The 18249-nt window shown below is 69.7% G+C and carries 18 protein-coding genes; 3 read left to right on the top strand and 15 right to left on the bottom strand.

Annotated features, from left to right (window positions below; genetic code table 11):
- The 12 genes from MFF22_RS10455 to MFF22_RS10400 all read right to left on the bottom strand — a co-directional run.
- Positions 1-2150, bottom strand: a 2150-nt coding sequence (locus MFF22_RS10455) for an efflux RND transporter permease subunit (RefSeq protein WP_238248905.1), incomplete at its 3' end; no start/stop codon positions are given.
- A complete protein-coding gene (locus MFF22_RS10450) occupies positions 2147-3664 on the bottom strand; it encodes an efflux RND transporter periplasmic adaptor subunit (protein ID WP_238248904.1) in 1518 nt (505 codons plus the stop codon). The genes MFF22_RS10450 and MFF22_RS10455, both read right to left, overlap by 4 nt.
- Positions 3661-4065 carry a FixH family protein gene (locus MFF22_RS10445; protein WP_238248903.1) on the bottom strand — a complete coding sequence of 135 codons (405 nt, stop codon included), beginning with the start codon at positions 4063-4065 and terminating at the stop codon, positions 3661-3663. Before MFF22_RS10445 ends, MFF22_RS10450 begins: the two co-directional genes overlap by 4 nt.
- A gap of 81 nt (positions 4066-4146) precedes the next feature.
- Positions 4147-4584, bottom strand: a complete 438-nt coding sequence (locus MFF22_RS24835) for a hypothetical protein (protein WP_238248902.1) — start codon at positions 4582-4584, stop codon at positions 4147-4149.
- 265 nt (positions 4585-4849) lie between these two features.
- Entirely contained in the window at positions 4850-6016 is a 1167-nt protein-coding gene (locus MFF22_RS10435; RefSeq protein ID WP_238248901.1) for a sensor histidine kinase, read from the bottom strand.
- A 181-nt stretch (positions 6017-6197) separates the two neighbouring features.
- Positions 6198-7388: an MFS transporter gene (locus MFF22_RS10430; protein WP_238248900.1), complete on the bottom strand. Its 1191-nt coding sequence runs from the start codon at positions 7386-7388 to the stop codon at positions 6198-6200.
- Entirely contained in the window at positions 7385-8752 is a 1368-nt protein-coding gene (locus MFF22_RS10425) for an FAD-dependent oxidoreductase (protein ID WP_238248899.1), read from the bottom strand. The genes MFF22_RS10430 and MFF22_RS10425 overlap by 4 nt, the downstream gene beginning before the upstream one ends.
- Positions 8753-8807: 55 nt before the next feature.
- Complete coding sequence (locus tag MFF22_RS10420) at positions 8808-9122, bottom strand: ArsR/SmtB family transcription factor (protein ID WP_238248898.1); 315 nt, start codon at positions 9120-9122, stop codon at positions 8808-8810.
- Positions 9123-9293: 171 nt separating this feature from the next.
- Positions 9294-10589, bottom strand: a complete 1296-nt coding sequence (locus MFF22_RS10415) for an arsenic transporter (RefSeq protein ID WP_238248897.1) — start codon at positions 10587-10589, stop codon at positions 9294-9296.
- A gap of 106 nt (positions 10590-10695) precedes the next feature.
- A complete protein-coding gene (gene arsC / locus MFF22_RS10410; RefSeq protein ID WP_238248896.1) occupies positions 10696-11121 on the bottom strand; it encodes an arsenate reductase (glutaredoxin) in 426 nt (141 codons plus the stop codon).
- Complete coding sequence (locus MFF22_RS10405; RefSeq protein ID WP_238248895.1) at positions 11121-11648, bottom strand: arsenate reductase ArsC; 528 nt, start codon at positions 11646-11648, stop codon at positions 11121-11123. Before MFF22_RS10405 ends, arsC begins: the two co-directional genes overlap by 1 nt.
- Positions 11641-12000 carry an ArsR/SmtB family transcription factor gene (locus MFF22_RS10400; protein ID WP_238248894.1) on the bottom strand — a complete coding sequence of 120 codons (360 nt, stop codon included), beginning with the start codon at positions 11998-12000 and terminating at the stop codon, positions 11641-11643. Before MFF22_RS10400 ends, MFF22_RS10405 begins: the two co-directional genes overlap by 8 nt.
- Positions 12001-12050: 50 nt before the next feature.
- Here MFF22_RS10400 and arsH point away from each other — a divergent pair, with 50 nt between their 5' ends.
- Together arsH and MFF22_RS10390 are read left to right on the top strand one after the other, a co-directional pair.
- Entirely contained in the window at positions 12051-12797 is a 747-nt protein-coding gene (gene arsH / locus MFF22_RS10395) for an arsenical resistance protein ArsH (protein ID WP_238248893.1), read from the top strand.
- 322 nt (positions 12798-13119) lie between these two features.
- A complete protein-coding gene (locus MFF22_RS10390) occupies positions 13120-14037 on the top strand; it encodes an adenylate/guanylate cyclase domain-containing protein (protein WP_370877516.1) in 918 nt (305 codons plus the stop codon).
- Between the two features lie 24 nt (positions 14038-14061).
- On the opposite strand, the gene MFF22_RS10380 is transcribed toward MFF22_RS10390, so the two are convergent.
- Together MFF22_RS10380 and MFF22_RS10375 are read right to left on the bottom strand one after the other, a co-directional pair.
- Positions 14062-14511 (bottom strand): hypothetical protein, encoded by a 450-nt coding sequence (locus MFF22_RS10380; RefSeq protein WP_238248892.1) that lies wholly within the window; start codon positions 14509-14511, stop codon positions 14062-14064.
- Positions 14512-14602: 91 nt separating this feature from the next.
- Complete coding sequence (locus tag MFF22_RS10375) at positions 14603-16741, bottom strand: heavy metal translocating P-type ATPase (RefSeq protein WP_238248891.1); 2139 nt, start codon at positions 16739-16741, stop codon at positions 14603-14605.
- Positions 16742-17137: 396 nt separating this feature from the next.
- Between MFF22_RS10375 and MFF22_RS10370 the strand changes: the two genes are divergently transcribed.
- Entirely contained in the window at positions 17138-17830 is a 693-nt protein-coding gene (locus tag MFF22_RS10370) for a toll/interleukin-1 receptor domain-containing protein (RefSeq protein ID WP_238248890.1), read from the top strand.
- 51 nt (positions 17831-17881) lie between these two features.
- Here MFF22_RS10370 and MFF22_RS10365 read toward each other — a convergent pair whose 3' ends face one another.
- Positions 17882-18217: a hypothetical protein gene (locus tag MFF22_RS10365; RefSeq protein WP_238248889.1), complete on the bottom strand. Its 336-nt coding sequence runs from the start codon at positions 18215-18217 to the stop codon at positions 17882-17884.
- Between the last annotated feature and the right edge of the window lie 32 nt (positions 18218-18249).

The raw sequence follows: 18249 nt of genomic DNA, 5'->3' as shown, positions 1-18249 counted from the left end.
GGCGTGATGTCGAGGAAGTAGCCGCCGATGACCCGCTCGGCATAGGCGCTGGACGTGCCCGGCACCACCCGGATCACCGCCTCGACCTGGCGGGCGACGCCCTCCATGGCCGTCAGGTCGGTGCCCAGAACCTTGACGCCGACCGGCGTGCGGATGCCGGTCGAGAGCATGTCGATGCGGGCACGGATCGGCTGCGTCCAGGCATTCGACACGCCTGGGAACTGCAGCGCCCCGTCCATCTCCGCCTTCAGGCTGGCGAGGGTCACGCCGGGGCGCCACTCCGCCTTCGGCTTCAGGGCGATGACCGTCTCGAACATCTCCATCGGCGCCGGGTCGGTCGCGGTGTTGGCGCGGCCCGCCTTGCCGTAGACCGAGGCGACTTCGGGGAAGGACTTGATGATGCGGTCCTGGGTGGCGAGGAGCTCACCCGCCTTGGTGACCGAGATGCCCGGCAACGTCGTCGGCATGTAGAGCAGCGTGCCCTCGTTCAGCTCCGGCATGAACTCCGAGCCGAGCTGACCAACCGGCCAAGCGGTCGCCGCCAGCACGCCGACAGCGAGCAGGATGGTCAGGACCCGCGCCCGCAGGACACCGGCGATGAGCGGCCGATAGAGCCAGATCAGGAGCCGGTTCAGCGGGTTGCGGTGCTCGGGCACGATGCGCCCGCGCACGAACAGCACCATGAGGGCCGGCACCAGCGTCACCGACAACAGGGCGGCCGCCGCCATCGCGAAGGTCTTGGTGTAGGCCAGCGGCCCGAACAGCCGCCCCTCCTGGCTCTCCAGGGTGAAGATCGGCAGGAAGCTCACCGTGATGATGAGGAGCGAGAAGAACAGCGAGGGGCCCACCTCTGCCGCGGCCTCCACCAGGATCTCGACCCGGGGCTTGTCCGGGTGCGCCCGCTCCAGGTGCTTGTGGGCGTTCTCGATCATGACAATGGCGGCGTCGATCATGGCGCCGACCGCGATGGCGATGCCGCCCAGGCTCATGATGTTGGCCCCGAGCCCCAGGGCTCGCATGCCTACGAACGCCATCAGGATGCCGACGGGCAGCATCAGGATGGCGACGAGGGCACTCCTCACGTGCAGCAGGAACACGATGCAGACGAGCGAGACGACGATGCTCTCCTCGATCAGCGTGTGGCGCAGGGTTTCGATGGCCGCGTCGATGAGCTGCGAGCGGTCGTAGACCGGCAGGATCTCGGTGCCCGCGGGCAAGCTTTTCGCAACCTCCGCGAGCTTCGCTTTCACCCCTTCGATGACGTTCAGGGCGTTCGCGCCGAAGCGCTGGAGGACGATGCCGCCAGCGACCTCGCCCTCGCCATTCATCTCGGTGATGCCGCGACGCTCATCCGGCCCTAGCTCGACCCGAGCGACGTCCCGCACGCGCAGCGGCGTGCCGCCCGCCGTCTTCAGGACGATGTTCTCGATGTCGGCGACGCTCCTCAGGTAGCCGCGGCCACGCACCATGAACTCGAACTCGGACAGCTCGACGGTGCGACCGCCGACGTCGGCATTGCTCGCCCGGATGGCGTCCCGGAGCTTGTTGAGGGAGATGCCCTGCGCCCGCAGGCGGTTCGGGTCGACGACCACGTTGTACTGCTTGACGAAGCCGCCGACGCCGGCGACCTCGGCCACCCCCTCGGCCCTGGACGCACCGAACCGGACCACCCAGTCCTGCAGCGACCGAAGCTCGGCGAGCGTCCGCTCCCGTGCAACGACGACGTACTGATAGACCCAGCCAACACCGGTGGCGTCGGGTCCGAGCGTCGGGGTCACGCCGGCCGGCAGGCGGCTGGCCGCACCGTTGAGGTACTCCAGCACCCGCGAGCGGCCCCAGTACGGGTCGGTTCCGTCCTCGAAGATGACGTAAACGAACGATACGCCGAAGAACGAGAAGCCGCGCACGACCTTCGCCCTCGGCACCGTCAGCATGGCGGTGGTCAGCGGATAGGTGATCTGGTCCTCGACCACCTGCGGCGCCTGACCCGGATACTCGGTGTAGACGATGGCCTGCACGTCCGAGAGGTCGGGGATGGCGTCGAGGGGCAGGGTCCGCAGCGCCAGGACGCCGGCCGCGACCGCGAAAACCGTCCCGACCAGCACCAAGACGAGGTTGCGGGCCGACCAGCCGATGAGGCGTGCGATCATCGCGGCTTCTCCTCGGCGAGCGCCGACGTCTCGGCTGGTGGCGGCGCTGCGAGCGCCTGCAGGGCGGCCTTCAGGTTGCTCTCGGCGTCGATCAGGAAATTGGCCGAGGTCACCACCCGGTCGCCTGCCGAGATGCCCTTCCGGATCTCGACGTAGCCGGCGCCGCGGACGCCAACCTGGACCTCACGCGGCTCGAAGCGGCCTTCGTCCCGGTCGACGAGAAGCACCTGCTTCGTCCCGGTGTCGATGAGGGCGTCCTCCGGCACCGCGACCACGGGCTTGTCCGTGCCCGTCGCGATCTCGACCTCGGCGTACATGGACGGGCGCAGCTCGCCGTCCGGGTTCGGCAACTCGATCCGCAGGCGCGCGGTGCGGGTCTCCATGTTGAGGTGCGGGTAGATCCGCGTGACCGTCCCGGTGAACGCCCGCCCCGGGAAGGCCCGGACCCGAACCGTCGCCTTCTGACCCTCCGCGACTGCGGCCAGGTCGCGCTCGGTCACGTCGACCACAACCCAGACCCGGGTGTGATCGACGATGCGGAACAGGACGTCGCCGGACTTGGCCTTCATCCCGTCCGAGACGTTGCGCTCGACCACGACGCCATCGCGCGGCGAGGACCACGTGATGGACGCGGGCACCTTGCGGGTGCGCTCGATCTCGTCGATGACCTCCGGCGGGATGGCGAGGTTCTCAAGGCGCCGGCGGGCGCCCTCGAAGCCGATCCCGGTGAGGTACTGCGCGGCGGCTGCGTTCATCTCGGGTGAGAACAGCCGCAGCAGTGGCTGGCCCTTGTGGACGTGGTCGCCCGTGGTGACGCCCTCAACCTTGTCGATGAAGGCATCGCTGCGCATCGCGATGACCGAGATCCGGCGCTCGTCCTCCTCGATGCTGCCGGGCGCCCGCACCGGCAGCGACAGCACCCGGCGCTCCACGGCCGCGGTCCGCACGCCAGTGCGCTGAACCTTGCCCGGAGATAGGGCCACGGTGCCGCCGTCGGTGTCCTCGCCCTCGTAGACGGGGATGTAGTCCATCCCCATCGAGTCCTTCTTCGGCACCGGAGAGGTGTCGGGAAGCCCCATCGGGTTGCGGTAGAAGCGCACCTTGCGGCTTGCAGAGCCCGGCGTGCCGCCCTGACCCATGGCGACCCGATCCATGGTCATGTCGCCGTGCCCAGTGTCGGGGACCGCAGCAGGCTCGTCGGGTTCGTCGAAGCGCACGTCCTCGCCGGCGTGAACGGCGCGGTATTCGCGACCGTCCGCGGTGCGCGTCGGCTCAGAGGCATAGGACGGCTTCCCGTCCGGGTCCTGGTAGTAGACCACCGGCCCCGTCGCCTTCGCGGGCGCGGAGGCGGCCTTGGCGGCCGGCTTCCCGGAAAGGGGGAGCCAGTGGGCGAACTCCGTCCGGGCGCGCTCGACGAGGGCCGGCACGGGGTCGCCCCCGTGCCCCACGACATAGCCGGTGCCCCCCGCCGCGAGCGCGACGAGGGTTCCCGCAAGCCAGATCGAGCGGTTCACTTGACGGCCTGGAGGACGAGTTTGTCCTCGACGGTGCCGGTTTCGCCCTGGACCTTCGCCCCGAGCGACACCCGCCAGCCGCCGGCCATCGTGAGCTTCGCCTTGAAGCGATAGATGCCCGGCTCCGTGGAGGCGATCTGCTCGATCTTCGAGGTCATCTCGTCCATGCCGTCAGGCGCCATGTCGATGCGCTTGGCGAAGATCACGGCATCGGGCACGGGCTTCCCAGTTCGCTTGTCGAGGAGGCGCACCGTCAGGACGGCTTCGCCGACCTTGGCCTGCTGCTGCACGAGCTCGAAGTGGTAGTCCTTGATGTCGGCGAGCGCTGGGAGCGCGGTCGCCGAAAGGGCGGCACCGAACAGCGCGGCCGTGAGGGCGCGCGCAAAAAGCTTCTTGGTCACGGGTGTTATCTCCTGAACGCGATGGCAGGCCGCACGCGGGCGTGCAGCATCGAGCCGGCGCTCACGCCGGCGGCATCGGGTTCAGGCTCGGGGGGGCTCGGGTAACGGCGTCCCGCGTATGCCGACCGAGGAGGTCAGGTCGGGCCAGGACAGGCTCGCACGTGTCGCGAATGGGACCGGGACGGGGATTTCAGTCGGCAGCACGGAGGCGACGCTCGCCAGGCAGAGCGCCATCATCGGGCAGCCTTTGCCGCAATCGGGCACGGTGGCCTTCTCGTGCGGGCAGCAGGGCATGTCGTCCATGGCCATATCGGCCATGCCCATCCCGTCCGTATCGGCTTGATCCATGGTCATGCCGTCCGCGTCGCGGCGATGACCTGCGGGCGCGACGGAACCGGCCTGAGCCGTCATGGACATACGCATGCCCGCGGTAGCCGCTGGGGCGGTCACCGGCGTCAGGACGAGGCTGAGGACCGCCAGGAGCGGCAACAGTCGCCGAAGGGCAAGCCAGAGGTTCACAGAATTAGCATGCCAAATTCCGGGGCCGGGCGGAAGTCCATCTCTGTTTTCGTCGAACGGCGCGAGCAGCCTCGGTTGCCTGCGCTCGTCAGGCGATGGCCAGCACAGGTGACCGCCTCGCCGCGGCCGTCGCAACCCATCGTCGAAACCGCGCGGCGGACCATGACGCTCCCCCATCGGTGGCGTCCCGCTGATGTGGGGCTTGCCATAGTGGGAAGGTCAATAGGCTGCGAACGCCGCCACGCGGCTGGACCGCTTCACCGCATCACAACGGCATCGGGAAGCAGGTCGTCGTCCGGGTGCCCCGCTCCGGCGCACCCCGCTCGACCCGACCGCCGAGTTGCAGCGCGAATCCCTCGACCAAGGTCAGCCCCAAACCGCCCTCGCGCGGCGGTCCGAGCCCCTTGCCGTCGTCCTCGACCGTGAGGCAGACCTCGCCGAGGTCCGGATGCTGCTCGATGACCACGCGGATCATGCCCCGGCCATCATCGTCAAAGGCGTATTTCAGCGAGTTGGTGACCAGCTCGTTGACGATGAGCCCGGCCGGCACCGCCCGGTCCAGCGGCAGCGTCGCGTAGCCGTCCACCACCTCGATGATGACGCCGTCCCGACCCGGGTCGATGTTCGCGCACAGAGCCCGGACGTAGTCGCCGAACACCACGTCGGCGCCGCCCTCCCTTGTCGAGAGCTGATCGTGCGCCAGTGCGATGGCATGCACCCGGTCCATGACCGTGCCGAAGCGCTCGCGCGCGTCCGGCGTCTGGGTATGCCGCCGCTGGAGCGCCAGGAAGGACAGAATGACTTGGAAGTTGTTCTTCACGCGATGCTGGAGCTCGCGCAGGAGCATCTCGGCGCGTTCCGTGGCCCGCGCGTTCTCGGCGAGGACCTCTACGGTCCTGTCCTGGGCGTCCTGCCGCTGCAGAGCCATGCCGAGCAGGTTGGCGAACGCGGTCAGGAAACCGACGTCCGCCTCGTCGAACGTGCGGGGCTCGTCGGCATCGACCTCGAACACGCCCCAGACGCGGCCATCAAACATGATCGGCACGTTGACGACGGAGATGATCCCGTGATCGCGCAAGCTCGGCGCGTAACGGAAGTCCGGGTCGTGCGGCAGGTCCTCAATGATGACGGGCGAGGCGGTCTGCAGCGTCCGGCCGGGCGGCGAGGCACGGTCGATGGCAAGGGTGACCTGCCCGACCACGCCGGGCTTCCAGCCCACCCCCGCCTCGACAAGGAGGTCCCCAGGGTCGGTTCGATAGCGCATGATCTTGACGCGCCGGACCTGGAAGGCCCGTGATACCAGGGCGGTGGCGTTCTGCATCAGCCGTTCGCGCGAGAGCGGTTCGGAGGCGATGCGGGCGAAGGCGCCGAGGATGCGCTGGCGGTCGAGAACGCGCTCCAGGCGCGCCTCAAGGGTCAAGTCGTCCGGCATGGCCACCGTGGCGGTAGGGAGCGAGAAGGGCGCACGACACATCCCGCCGTGGTCAGGATCGGTGTCCCTGGCAGGACTGACCGGCTCACACACTCACATGGGACAACATCACCGCGCCGGGTGTCGCAATCGGTCCCGGGGCGACCTTGAGGACGACCTTCTCAGGTCGCGCCAACGGCCGTCACGCCGCCGGCGCCGCGACGGTCGGCTCCCGGACCCGCCAGAGCGCCAGGGCCAACCCCACGTTCGCCAACGCCAGGGCGGCGAGCAGACCGTAGGCCGCGTCTGGGCCGCCGTGGGTCAGCAGGACCGCTCCGAGCGACGGGGCCAAGGCCTGCGCCACCAGGCCAGGCCGCGCTAGACGGCCGACGAGCGGCGCGTAGCGGGTCGGGCCGAAGAGAGCCAGCGGCACCGTGCCGCGCGCGATGGAGTAGATCCCGTTTCCGGCCCCGTAGAGGACCAGGGCCAGCCCAACGACCGGTACTCTTAAAGCCAGCATCACGATCCCGAGGGCGACGAGGAGCATCGCCGCCGTCAGCGTCCACAATGGATGGTGCCGGCCACCGCCGGCCATCTCGATTACCCGCGCTCCGACCTGGGCGGGACCGATCAGGGCACCGTAGGCCACGGCCGAGCCGAGCGCGACGCCGCGGGCCTGCAGCAGCGTGATCAGATGGACCGAGACCAGCGCCATCACCGTGCCACCCAAGGTCAGGACCCCGGCCATGAGCAGGAAGGCCCGGCGCTCGCGCGCATCCAGGGGGGCGGTCCGGATCGGGCCCGATGCCGACCCGGTCGGGAGCGCCGCAGCCTCGGGGATCAGGGCGAGGACCAGCGGCAGGGTCACTGCGAGGTGCAGCCCGGCGTAGGCGAGGCACGTCCCCCGCCAGCCGACCCGTTCGAGGAGGAAGGCGGAGAGCGGCCAGCTCACGGTGCTGGCGAACCCGCCCCAGAGGGTGAGCGTGGTGATGGCCGGCCGCGCCTCGGCGCCGTAGAGCCGGCCGAGGGTGGCGAAGGCTGGATCGTACAGGCCTGTCCCCATCCCGAGGCCGAGGACCAGCCAGCCGGCGACGAAGGTCGGCAGGGTCGGTGCCAGGGCGAGGATCACGAGGCCGGCCGCGAGTAGGACAGTGGCGAGCGCGAGGACCGACCGCCCTCCGTTCCGGCCGATATACGAACCGACCCGGGGCGACACCAAGCCGGCCACCAGCAGCCCCACCGAGAGGCCGCCGATGATCCAGGCAAGAGGCCAGCCGGTATCGGTCGCGATCGGCTGGCCGAGCACCGCCAGGAGGTAGAACGACGACCCCCAAGCGAGGATCTGAACGATGCCGAGGGCGCTGATCACCACCAGGCGGTGACGATCCCTCATGCCGCGGCACCGCAGCAGCGGGCCGGTTCGGCGGAGGACGGGGCCTCGACCGCCGCCACACCGGTGACGGATGTCCCACCGCAGCAGCCCTGCGCGGCCTCGGCGGGCTGCAGGGAGCAGACCCCGGTCTCGGGCAGGACGAGGCGGACGTCGTCGGCGGCCGCCAGGTCGCCGGCCAGGGCGGCGACCACCGAGCGGACCTGCTCGTAGCCGGTCAGCATCAGGAAGTTCGGCGCGCGTCCGTAAGACTTGATGCCGACGGTGTAGAAGCCCGGCTCGGGATGGGCGAGCTCGCGATGGCCGTGCGGCCTCACCGAACCGCAGCTATGCTCGTTCGGGTCGATGAGCGGCCCGAGCGCCCGCACGCTCTCCAGCGCGGGGTCGAGGTCGACGCGGATCTCGCGCGTGAGGTTCGGGTCCGGTCGCTGGCCGGTCGCCACGACGACGCGGTCGACCGGACACAGGCGGCGTGATCCTCCGGTATCCCGGCCCTCAAGCGCGACCCGATCCCCGTCGCGATGGACGCCCGCCACGGCGAAACCCGGGACGAGCTCGACGCGGCCCGCATCGACGAGCGCCCTGAGGCGGGAACCCAGGGCGCCGCGCGCGGCCAATCGGTCGGCGGATCCACCCCCGAACACGCGGGCGAGGTTGCCGCTGCGGGTGACCCATACGACCCGGGTATCCGGGGACTCCTCGGCCAGCCGCGCCAAATCGAGCAGCACCGTCGCCGCGGAATGCCCGGCGCCGACCACAGCTGTCGTCCGGCCCTGGAATGCGGTGCGCTCCCGCCCGGCGACGTCCGGGATGCCGCGCGCGACGCGGGTGACATTGTCCGCCTCGCCCGCCGCGGTCAGTCCGTCCGCGCCGAGCGGGTTCTGGGTCGACCAGGTTCCGGAGGCATCGATGACGGCCCGGGCCAGCTCGCGCCGCGTTCCGCCGTGGGCATCGATCACCGTCAGGACGAACGGTCGGTCCGCTCGGTCACGACTGCCGACCTTGTCGATGCCAAGGCGGCTGATGGCGCTCACCCGCGCACCGGTCTCGATGACGGGGGCGAGCTCCGGGGTCCCGGCGAGAGGTTCGAGGTAGGCCGATGCTAGTTCCGCCCCAGTGGGGAACGCGTCAGCCGCCGGCTCCCGCCAGCCATGCCGCAGCAGGATCTCGCGGGCCATCGGATCGACGTTGTACTCCCAGGGCGAGAACAGGCGAACGTGCCCCCAGTCGCGCACGTGTGCCGCTACGGTGGCGCCAGCCTCGTAGACCCTGACCGGCAGACCGCGCGCAATGAGGTGCGCAGCGGCGGCAAGGCCCACGGGCCCAGCACCGATGACCGTCACGGGATGTTGGTTCTCCGTCGCCATCGACCTATCCTTCCTATATTCCAGAATAATCGAAATATCAGATACGATGAGACGGTCAGGCCGCCTCGCCGGCCCGGCCGCATTGTTCGTCCAAGCAGCACTCATCCACCAGGAACCCGACGAGGCTTCGCATCGCCGGGTAGACCGCCCGGCAGATCAGCGTCGTGGCCTGGCGCTCCTGAACCACCAATCCGGTCAGGATCAGGCGGTGAAGGTGGTGCGAAAGCGTCGAGGCCGGGATGCCGACGCGCTGCTGGAGCCCCCTCACCGGCAGGCCGTCATGGCCCGCGCGGACGAGGGCACGATAAACCTTCAGGCGCGTCGGGCTGCCGAGCGCCTCAAGCTGCCGGGCGGCTAATTCGATGTCCATGGAAGTATGATGGCGCGGGACACCCGCAGGTGCAACACCTAATTCGATAACTGTGGAATTACAGGCGGTCCGAACCGGGCGGCAGCGGAAGCCTCGGACCGTTCGCGGTCGAGGACAGCGATGACGGGCGACCAGCGTCGGGGTGGACAGGGCCCACGCGCCGGCCCGGGTTCAGCGCGCCCCGAGGATCGGGAGCCAGATCGCGAGGGCGATGAGGGTGACGAGAAGCACCGGCGGGGTGATGGTCAGGCCGACTTTCATGTACTGGCCCCACGTGATCCTCTGGCCCTTGGTGTCGAGGACGTGCAGCCACAGCAGGGTCGCGAGGCTGCCGATCGGCGTGAACTTCGGGCCGAGGTCGCAGCCGATGACGTTGGCGTAGACCATCAGCTCCCGGGTCAGCGGCGACAGGTCCGGGGCCTGCTGGATGGAGAGCGCCCCGACGAGCACGCTCGGCATGTTGTTCATCACCGAGGACAGGATGGCGGCGGCGAAGCCGGTACCGATGGTGGCGACCCAGATCCCATGGGCCGCCAGCCAGACCAGGCCCCGTGCCAGGTAGTCGGTGAGACCGGCATTCCGCAGGCCGTAGACCACGAGGTACATGCCGAGGCTGAACAGCACGATTTGCCAGGGGGCGCCGGTCAGCACCTTCCGGATCGGGATCACGCCGGTCCGGCCGGCCAGCAGCAGGAGCACCGCCGCGCCGGCACAGGTGACGACCGACACCGGGACGCCGAACGGTGCGGTGACGAAGTAGGCCACGAGCAGGAGCCCAAGCAGCGGGAAGGCGGCGCGGAACACGAGCGGGTCCTTGATGGCTTCCCGGGGCGGCTCCAGCTCTTGGACGGGGTACGCATCGGGGACGTCCCGCCGGTAGTAGGCCCAGAGCACGATCAGGGTGGCGGCGAGCGACACCAGGTCCACCGGCACCATTATGGCGGCATACCGACCGAAGCCGACGTCGAAGTAGTTCGCGCTGACGATGTTCACGAGGTTGGAGATCACCAGCGGCAGGCTGGTCGAATCCGCCACGAACCCGCAGGCGACGATGAAGGCGAGCGCGGCGGCCGGCCTGAAGTCGAGCCGGATCAAGATGGCGAGCACGATGGGCGTCAGCAGCAGGGCCGCGCCGTCATTGGCGAACACCGCCGCGATGGCCGCCCCGAGAAGGACCACCAGTGGGAACAGCCGCCGACCGCGACCGCCGCCCCATCGGGCGATGTGCAGGGCCGCCCAGTGGAAGAACCCGGCCTCATCGAGCAGCAGCGAGATGATGATCAGCGCCACGAACGTGAAGGTGGCGTCCCAGACGATGTGCCAGACGGTCGGAATGTCGCCGGGGTGGATGACGCCGGTCGCGAGCGCGACCGCCGCGCCGATCAGTGCGCTCCAGCCGATCCCGAAACCCTTCGGCTGCCAGATGACGAACACCAGGGTGACGGCGAAGATGATGAGCGCGAGCATCGCGGCCTGTTCTTGCGTGGGACGGGGCGGGATCGGGCCGCACGGCAGCGTGGACGGTCCGGGGTCCGGATCGCCCTGCGGCACGTCGTCGGTGGATGCGAGAATGTCAGGCGGTGGCCACGCGCCGACCTTGTTCGTCAACGACGCGCTCGCCGTCCTCCTTGACGAACTCGCCCTGCTGAGCGGGCAGGAGGTCGAGGACCGCCTCCGACGGGCGGCACAGGCGCACGCCCTTCGGGCTGACCACTAGCGGACGGTTCATCAGGATCGGGTGCTCGCCGATGACATCGAGCAGTTGCTCGTCGGAGAGCGCCAGGTCGGACAGCCCCAATTCCGCATACGGCGTGCCCTTCTCGCGCAGCAGGTCACGGACGTTGATGCCCGCCCGCCGGGCGAGGTCGCGTATCATGGCGCGGCTCGGGGGCGTCTTCAGGTACTCGACCACGTGCGGCTCGACCCCAGCGTTGCGGATCAGCGCCAGGGTGTTACGCGACGTGCCGCAATCCGGGTTGTGGTAGATGACGACGTCCATCACGCGAACTCCGGGCGGGGCGAGGTGGCACCGGCGAGCTGCCCGATCTCCCGGACCCTGGAAGACAGCGCGACCTGATCGAGGCCGCCGATGGGCAGCGCCACGAACGCCGAGATCCGGTTTTTGAGGAAGCGCTGCGCGGTGATGAAGGCCGTCTTCCGCTCGATCTCCGAACCCTCGACTGCGGCGGGATCCTCAATGCCCCAATGGGCGGTGACCGGCTGGCCGGGCCAGTACGGGCACGCCTCGCCGGCGGCGTTGTCACAGACCGTGAAGACGAAATCCATCACCGGCGCGTCGGGGCCGGCGAACTCGTCCCACGACTTCGAGCGGAGGCCCTCGGTCGGGTACTCGCTCTCGCGCAGGACCTGGACGGCCATCGGGTTCACGTCGGCCTTCGGCTGGCTCCCCGCCGAGAAGGCGCGGAAGACACCCTTTCCGTCCTTGTTGAGCATGGATTCGGCCAGGATCGAGCGGGCCGAGTTGCCGGTACACAAGAACAGGACGTTGTAGACGCGGTCAGGCATGGGCAGTGTCTCCGAGAGGAATGCAGCAGGCGGACAGTGCGGCGAGGGCGGGCGCGCAGACTTCCGGCCGCCCTTGGCAGCAGTCGCGCATCAGGAAGGCGATCAGCCCAGACAGGGCCGGGAAGTCGGCACTGTAGATGATCGACCGTCCGTCGCGGCGTGACCGGACCAGCCCAGCGTGTTCAAGTTCCTTGAGGTGGAAGGAGACCGAGGAGGCTGAGACGCCGACCGCGGCAGCCAGCGCACCGGATGCCATCCCATCCGGCCCGGCTGTCACCAGCGACCGGACGAGCCGCAAGCGATGTTCCTGGCCGAGGCCGACGAAGGCGGCGAGGGCTTGCCGTTCGTCCATCTTTGTTCCAATCTTACGATTATCGCTTGAACGTAGGAGAAACGCGCGTCTTGGACAAGCCCCTTCCGCCATTCACGGGTGGCCTGCCGAATGTCTGCGCTCCGCATTTCGAGGTGCCCACGCGGGAGCGGCTGCAGGTAGAGCAGCCATTCACGCACGCGCCGCGCTTCCTGATCCTGTACGGCTCGCTGCGGGAGCGCTCATTCAGCCGGTTTCTCGCCTACGAGGCGGCTCGCCTGCTCGAAGCTATGGGTGGCGAGGTGCGGATCTACGACGCGCACGGGCTGCCGCTGCCCGACGACACCACAGCGGATCACCCAAAGGTGCAGGAGCTGCGCGCGCTCTCGCTCTGGTCGGAAGGACATGTGTGGGTGAGCCCCGAGCGGCACGGTAACCTCACCGGTGTGATGAAGAGCCAGATCGACTGGCTGCCGCTGAGCGAGGGCTCAGTGCGACCGACGCAGGGGCGCACGCTCGCCGTCATGCAGGTGTCCGGCGGCTCGCAGAGCTTCAACGCGGTGAATGCCCTGCGCCTGCTCGGTCGCTGGATGCGGATGATCACCATCCCGAACCAGTCCTCGGTGCCGATGGCCTACAAGGAGTTCGACGACGCCGGCCGGATGAAGTCTGGGCCGCTCTATGAGCGCGTGGTCGACGTGTGCGAGGAGCTGATGAAGTTCACGCTGCTGACCCGTGAGCGGGCCGACTACCTCGTCGACCGCTACAGCGAGCGCAAGGAACGCGAGCCGGACCGCCTGAAGGCGGTCGCCGCCGACATCGGGTTCGTAAAACGCTAGGCGCACGCCGCTGACGATGGCGGAAGTCCCTCCCGCCACTGGTCGCGGCCGTGGCGCGACCGCTCACAGACCGCCGCGAGAGATCGTCGCCGTCCTCCCGAATGGGAGCGGTCTACACGAGCCTTTCATCGGTCAGTTCCAAGCATCGCATCGTCCAGATAAGGAGCCGATGACCCAGCCCGTGAAACCTTCGCAAAGAGGCTTCAGCCCGCACTTGCCTGTCGTGATCTCGGATGTCTGCTCACCTGATTCCTTCGGAACATGACCTTCCATCCGCGGCGGGCGCGGTGCAGGCTGGCTGGGAGGGTTCCGGGAGAAACGCATGGACGAGGTCGACGAGCGACGGCTCGCCGCCATCCTGGTTGCCGACGTTGTCGGCTATAGCCGCCTTATGGGCGGCGACGAGGCGGGAACGCTGCGCCGATTGAGGGGCTTGCGTCGTGAGCTGCTCGATCCACGCATCGAGGCGGCCCGGGGCCGCGTCGTGAAGTCGACCGGCGACGGGCTGATCGCCGAATTTCCCAGCCCGGTTCGGGCGGTGTCCTGCGCCGTCGCGATCCAGCGAGCGATGCTGACGCGTGAAGCCGGCATGTCCGATGATCACGCGTTCAGGCTGCGCATCGGCATCAACGTCGGCGACGTGGTCGCCGAGCCGGACGGCGACCTTTACGGTGACGGCGTCAACGTGGCGGCCCGGCTCGAACCCTTGGCGGAGCCGGGCGGGATCTGCATCTCGCACACGGTTCACGATCAGGTGCGGGACAAACTCGGCTACCCGTTCGAGGACCGGGGCAAGCAGGCGTTGAAGAACATCGCCCGGCCGGTCGGCGTGTTCGCACTACCCGCCAAGGCCATACTGGCGCTGCCGGTCGACGACGGTGAGACCGAGCCCGCGGTGCGGGCCCGGCTCGCGGCGCGCCGAGTATCGGGACGTCCCGCGCTCGCCGGCGGGTTGCTCATCCTCACCGCACTCGGCGGCCTTGGGCTATGGTCCTGGGCGACGCCGCGCGAGACGGGACAGATCCCGCCGGCGGACCTTGCCGACGGCCGTGTCGGCGCGGACTGGATGCCGGCCACGGAGATCCGGCAGAAGCTTTTGGACACGGGTTATACGTCGGTCACCGAGCTCAAACCCGATGACGGCCTCTGGGACGGCAAGGGGATCAAGAACGGCATGGAGGTGAGATTTCACGTCGACCCGCGGACGGGAGCAATCTTGTCCGAGAGGGCGGACGACTGAGATGCCCCAGGGCCGGCGTGGCCCTCAGCTGCCCGTGGCCGGCGAGAGCGACGCGCCGTAACGGAACGTCGCGGTGCCTCCGGACCGTTCGGTGAACGAACCCTCCCCATGATCGGCCCACGCCGTCGTGACTGTACCGGGCAGGATGCCCGCGCCGGTGCAATCGACGCTCACCGGCGCCGGCGCATGCTTGAGATCCAACGTGAAGCTGCCGCTGCACACGACGTAGCCCTTCGCGTCCCGCGTGAAGAAGCTGACCCGTAGCAGGCGGACCGATGCGTGACCGGTCAGGACGCTGCCGTCGGCGCGCTGGATCTGGAAAGGCAGGGAGTCCAGGCCGAACGTGCTGCCGCCCTCGCCCGAGCCGACTTGGATACCGGGCAGCCCCTCTCCTCCACAGCCGGATAGGAACGACAGCAGGATGCCTGCACAGCCGGAGAGCGCGCGCCGCCTCATCGAAACCTCGTTCGCCATCCCGCCTATCCACGTACATTCAGCGCATGAGGCCCCGCATCGGCCGCGCGCTCTGACTTTCCTGGGCCGGACGCGTGCCGGACCGCGGGCGTCATCCAGCCGGCGTCCGCAGGAGCCGCAGGGCATTCGCGGTCACGAGGACCGTGGCGCCGGTGTCGGCGAGGATCGCGGGCCAGAGCCCGGTGAGGCCGGCCACCGTCGTCGCCAGGAACACCGCCTTCAGGCCGAGGGCGATGCCGATGTTCGCCCGGATGTTCGCCAGTGTCCGGCGGGAGAGCTCGACCATGCGCGCCACGTCGGCGACGCGCCCGTGCAGCACCGCGGCGTCGGCCGTCTCCAGGGCGACGTCGGTGCCGCCGCCCATCGCGATGCCGACGTCGGCCGCCGCGAGCGCCGGGGCGTCGTTGATGCCGTCGCCAACCTTCGCCACGACCAGGCCCCGGGCCTGAAGCTCGCGCACGATCCGCTGCTTGTCCTCCGGCAGGAGCTCCGCCTGCGCCTCGATGCCGAGGGCCCCGGCCACGGCCCCGGCGGTGCGGGCGTTGTCGCCGGTGAGCACGATTGCTTCGATGCCCTGCGCCGCAAGCCGGTCGATCCCGGCCTTCGCATCGGACCGAGGCTCGTCGCGCATGCCGAGCAGGCCGGCCAGCACCCCGTTCACCACCAGGGCGGCGACGGTCTTGCCCTCGCCGTGCAGGGCGGAGACCCGCGCCTCCTGCTCAGCCGTGAGCGCCGCGCGCGCCGCCGCCTCGCGCGGCGAACCGAGGAACAGGTCGAGGCCGCCGACCTTGCCGGTCACGCCCTTGCCGCCGAGCGCCTGAGCCCCGAAGGCCGGGGGCACTGGCGCCCCGGCCTCCGCCGCCTTCGCCAGGACCGCCCGGGCGAGGGGGTGCGAGGAGCCGCCCTCAAGGGCGCCCGCGAGCGAGAGTACGTCCCGTTCGGACCGACCGAATCCCACGACGTCGGTGACGACCGGCTTGCCCTCGGTCAGGGTACCGGTCTTGTCGAAGGCGACCATGGTGACGGCGGCTAGCCGCTCCAGGACGGCGCCGCCCTTGATGAGCAGGCCGCGCCGGGCGCCCGCCGAGAGCCCGGCCGCGATGGCTGCCGGGGTCGAGATGACCAAGGCGCACGGGCAGCCGATCAGCAGGATGGCCAGCCCCTTGTAGACCCACTCGGCCCAGGCGGCCCCGGCGACGAGGGGCGGGAGCACGGCGACGAGGAATGCAACGCCCACGACGGCCGGGGTGTAGACCTTGGAGACCCGGTCGATCAGGCGCTCGGTCGGAGCCTTGGCCTCCTGCGCCTCCTCCACCAAACGAACCACCCGCGCGATGGTGTTGTCTCGCGCCGCCGCAGTCACCTGGACGCGGAGCGCGCCGTCGCCGTTGACCGTCCCGGCGAAGACGGGCTCGCCCGGGCCCTTGCGCCGCGGCACGCTCTCGCCGGTGACCGGCGCCTCGTCCACCGCACTCTCGCCGTCGAGGACGGTCCCGTCGGCCGGGACGCGGTCGCCGGGACGCACCAGGACGGTCGTCCCGACCCTCAGGCTCGCTGCGGGCACCCGCTCCGTCTCCCCTCCGCGCTCCAGCAGCGCCGTGTCCGGCACCAGGCCCGTGAGGCCGCGGATGCTCGCCCGGGCGCGGCCGGCGGCGACGCCCTCCAGCACCTCGCCGACCAGGAACAGGAACACGACCGTCGCCGCCTCCTCGGTCGCCCCGATCAGGGTCGCGCCGATCGCCGCCACCGACATCAGTGTCTCGATGGAGAACGGCGTCCCGTGCCAGGCCGCGGCGACGGCACGCCGTGCGACCGGCACTAGCCCGACCATCATGGCGACTAGGAAAGCCCAGCGCTCCGTCACCGGCGCGGCATGGCCGATGGCGTAGGCCAACACCAGGGCCGTCCCGCAGGCGAAGGCCAGAAGCGCCTTCGGTGCCCGCCACCAGGGAAGCTCAGGCGTGTCCGTGTCCGACGCGGTGGTCGCCTCGGGATCCTCGGCGCCGTAGCCCAGTCCACGAACTGTCGCGGCGATGGCCCGCGCATCGATGCCCGGGCCGTGACGCACCGTCAGCGTCTCTGTCGCCACAGAAATCTGAATGTCCTCGATGCCGGGCAGGCGCCGCACGGCATTCTCGACCTTGGCGGCGCAGGAAGCGCAATCCATCCCCGAAACGCGCAGGCGCGTCGGGGGGGCCTCCGTCCGGTCCAGGGTTACAGCGTCGCTCATCGCCGGTGCCTTCCGCATCTCTCGGACATCGCTGTACTTCCTCTAGTGGCTAGAGGAGCAAGAGGCCGTGACGAAACCTCCGGCCAAGCACGCGGCGCGCCCGCGCCCTGGTCCTGGAGCCGGAATTGGAGCACGGCCGAGGCGGCGGAGCGGGCCGGCAAGCGCGTCCGAGATCGCGCCTTCCGACTGGAGCCGTAACACGTAGCGGATGCCGCTATGCGCTATGCGTTCCCGGCCGAGTCGCCCACCCGGCGACCAAGGCCGACGCCAGCCGGGTTATCCCCTTCCCCGTAGGGAACAAACCCGGTTCGGAGCGCATGAATCCCGAACTTGGCCGGCAACCTGACGGGGGCTTCCATGCGCGCCCGCGCCCGTACGCGTCCCGAAAAGCCCGGCGTGCCTGCGAAAGCGGCCTCCCGGACGCATCCGACCCCGAAGTCCGCAGCGGCCCCGCGGGCTAAGGCAGAGAAGCCCGAGGTCCGGATCTTCGTCTCGTACTCGCACCGCGACGCCGAGGCCCGGAGGAGGCTCGGCATCCACCTCGCGCCCCTGGAGCGTGACAACGTGAGGAGCTGGTTCGACGGCGACATGGATGCCGGCGACAAGCTCGATACCGGCATCGCTCGGGCGCTGCGCGACGCCCACGTCTTCGTCGGCCTGCTCAGCCCCGACTACCTGGCCAGCAATTATTGCTGGAAGATCGAGTACCGCCGCGCCATGAACCGCCGCGCCCGCGGGGCCATGCGCGTGGTCGCCGTCGTCGTGCGCCCCTGCGACTGGAAGTCGACCCCGCCCGCCGGTTTCAAGCTCCTGCCCGAGGACGGGCGCGACGTGACCCGGTGGCGCAGCGCCGACGAGGCGTACCTCAACGTCGCCCAGGGCATTCGGCGCGTGGTCGCGGCGGTTCGCAAGGACATGACCGCGGCCCCGGCCCGGCCCGTGCGGGCGAAGCGCGCCGTCCCGAAGACCAGACCGGGTCCCCCGACCAAGCCCGCATCCCCCGTCAAGCCGCAAGGTTCGCAGTCCGTCACCCGAAGCGCCCCTGGGCCGGCGCGGAAAAAACCCGTGCGCGGGCCGAGCAAAGCCTGATCGCGCAGGGCACGATCCGATCAGGCTCGTCAGAGGACGAACCCCGGCAGATCAAGCCCAGCTCAGCCGAACCGTCGTCCCGTCCACCTCGACCTCCAGGCCGGTGAGATCCCGAAGCGCCTGCGCCATCCCTTCGAGGGCTGCGCGGCCCGAGCCGGGGAGCGTCATCTCCAACGCGCATTCCCTGCACCCGGCCACCCCGACGGCCTCGTCGACGAGCCGGCCGAGATGCGTCTCGGCGAAGTCGACCCCCGCCTCCCGGCCGTACAGCCTCACGTCGCGGAACAGGTCGGTGATGCGCGGGCTCCGGTGCCTCTGCATGAAGCGGTTCCGCAGTGCCTCCACATGCGCACCTCGGACCTTGGCCTCGATTTCCGCAGGGGTCACGCAATCGCCTCCCGTTCGAGCGAGCGGGCAAC

The organism is Methylobacterium persicinum (genome assembly GCF_022179525.1).
Classification (GTDB): Bacteria; Pseudomonadota; Alphaproteobacteria; order Rhizobiales; family Beijerinckiaceae; genus Methylobacterium; species Methylobacterium persicinum.
The sequence above is the reverse complement of the archived record's forward strand: the minus strand, read 5'-3'. Positions and strand labels throughout refer to the sequence as shown.

Coding starts and splice junctions, on each gene's coding strand:
- MFF22_RS10435 (WP_238248901.1), bottom strand. CDS start 6,016: ATGCCGGACGACTTGACCCTTGAGGCGCGCCTGGAGCGCGTTCTCGAC.
- MFF22_RS10430 (WP_238248900.1), bottom strand. CDS start 7,388: ATGAGGGATCGTCACCGCCTGGTGGTGATCAGCGCCCTCGGCATCGTT.
- MFF22_RS10425 (WP_238248899.1), bottom strand. CDS start 8,752: ATGGCGACGGAGAACCAACATCCCGTGACGGTCATCGGTGCTGGGCCC.
- MFF22_RS10420 (WP_238248898.1), bottom strand. CDS start 9,122: ATGGACATCGAATTAGCCGCCCGGCAGCTTGAGGCGCTCGGCAGCCCG.
- MFF22_RS10415 (WP_238248897.1), bottom strand. CDS start 10,589: ATGCTCGCGCTCATCATCTTCGCCGTCACCCTGGTGTTCGTCATCTGG.
- arsC (WP_238248896.1), bottom strand. CDS start 11,121: ATGGACGTCGTCATCTACCACAACCCGGATTGCGGCACGTCGCGTAAC.
- MFF22_RS10405 (WP_238248895.1), bottom strand. CDS start 11,648: ATGCCTGACCGCGTCTACAACGTCCTGTTCTTGTGTACCGGCAACTCG.
- MFF22_RS10400 (WP_238248894.1), bottom strand. CDS start 12,000: ATGGACGAACGGCAAGCCCTCGCCGCCTTCGTCGGCCTCGGCCAGGAA.
- MFF22_RS10390 (WP_370877516.1), top strand. CDS start 13,120: ATGGACGAGGTCGACGAGCGACGGCTCGCCGCCATCCTGGTTGCCGAC.
- MFF22_RS10380 (WP_238248892.1), bottom strand. CDS start 14,511: ATGGCGAACGAGGTTTCGATGAGGCGGCGCGCGCTCTCCGGCTGTGCA.
- MFF22_RS10375 (WP_238248891.1), bottom strand. CDS start 16,741: ATGAGCGACGCTGTAACCCTGGACCGGACGGAGGCCCCCCCGACGCGC.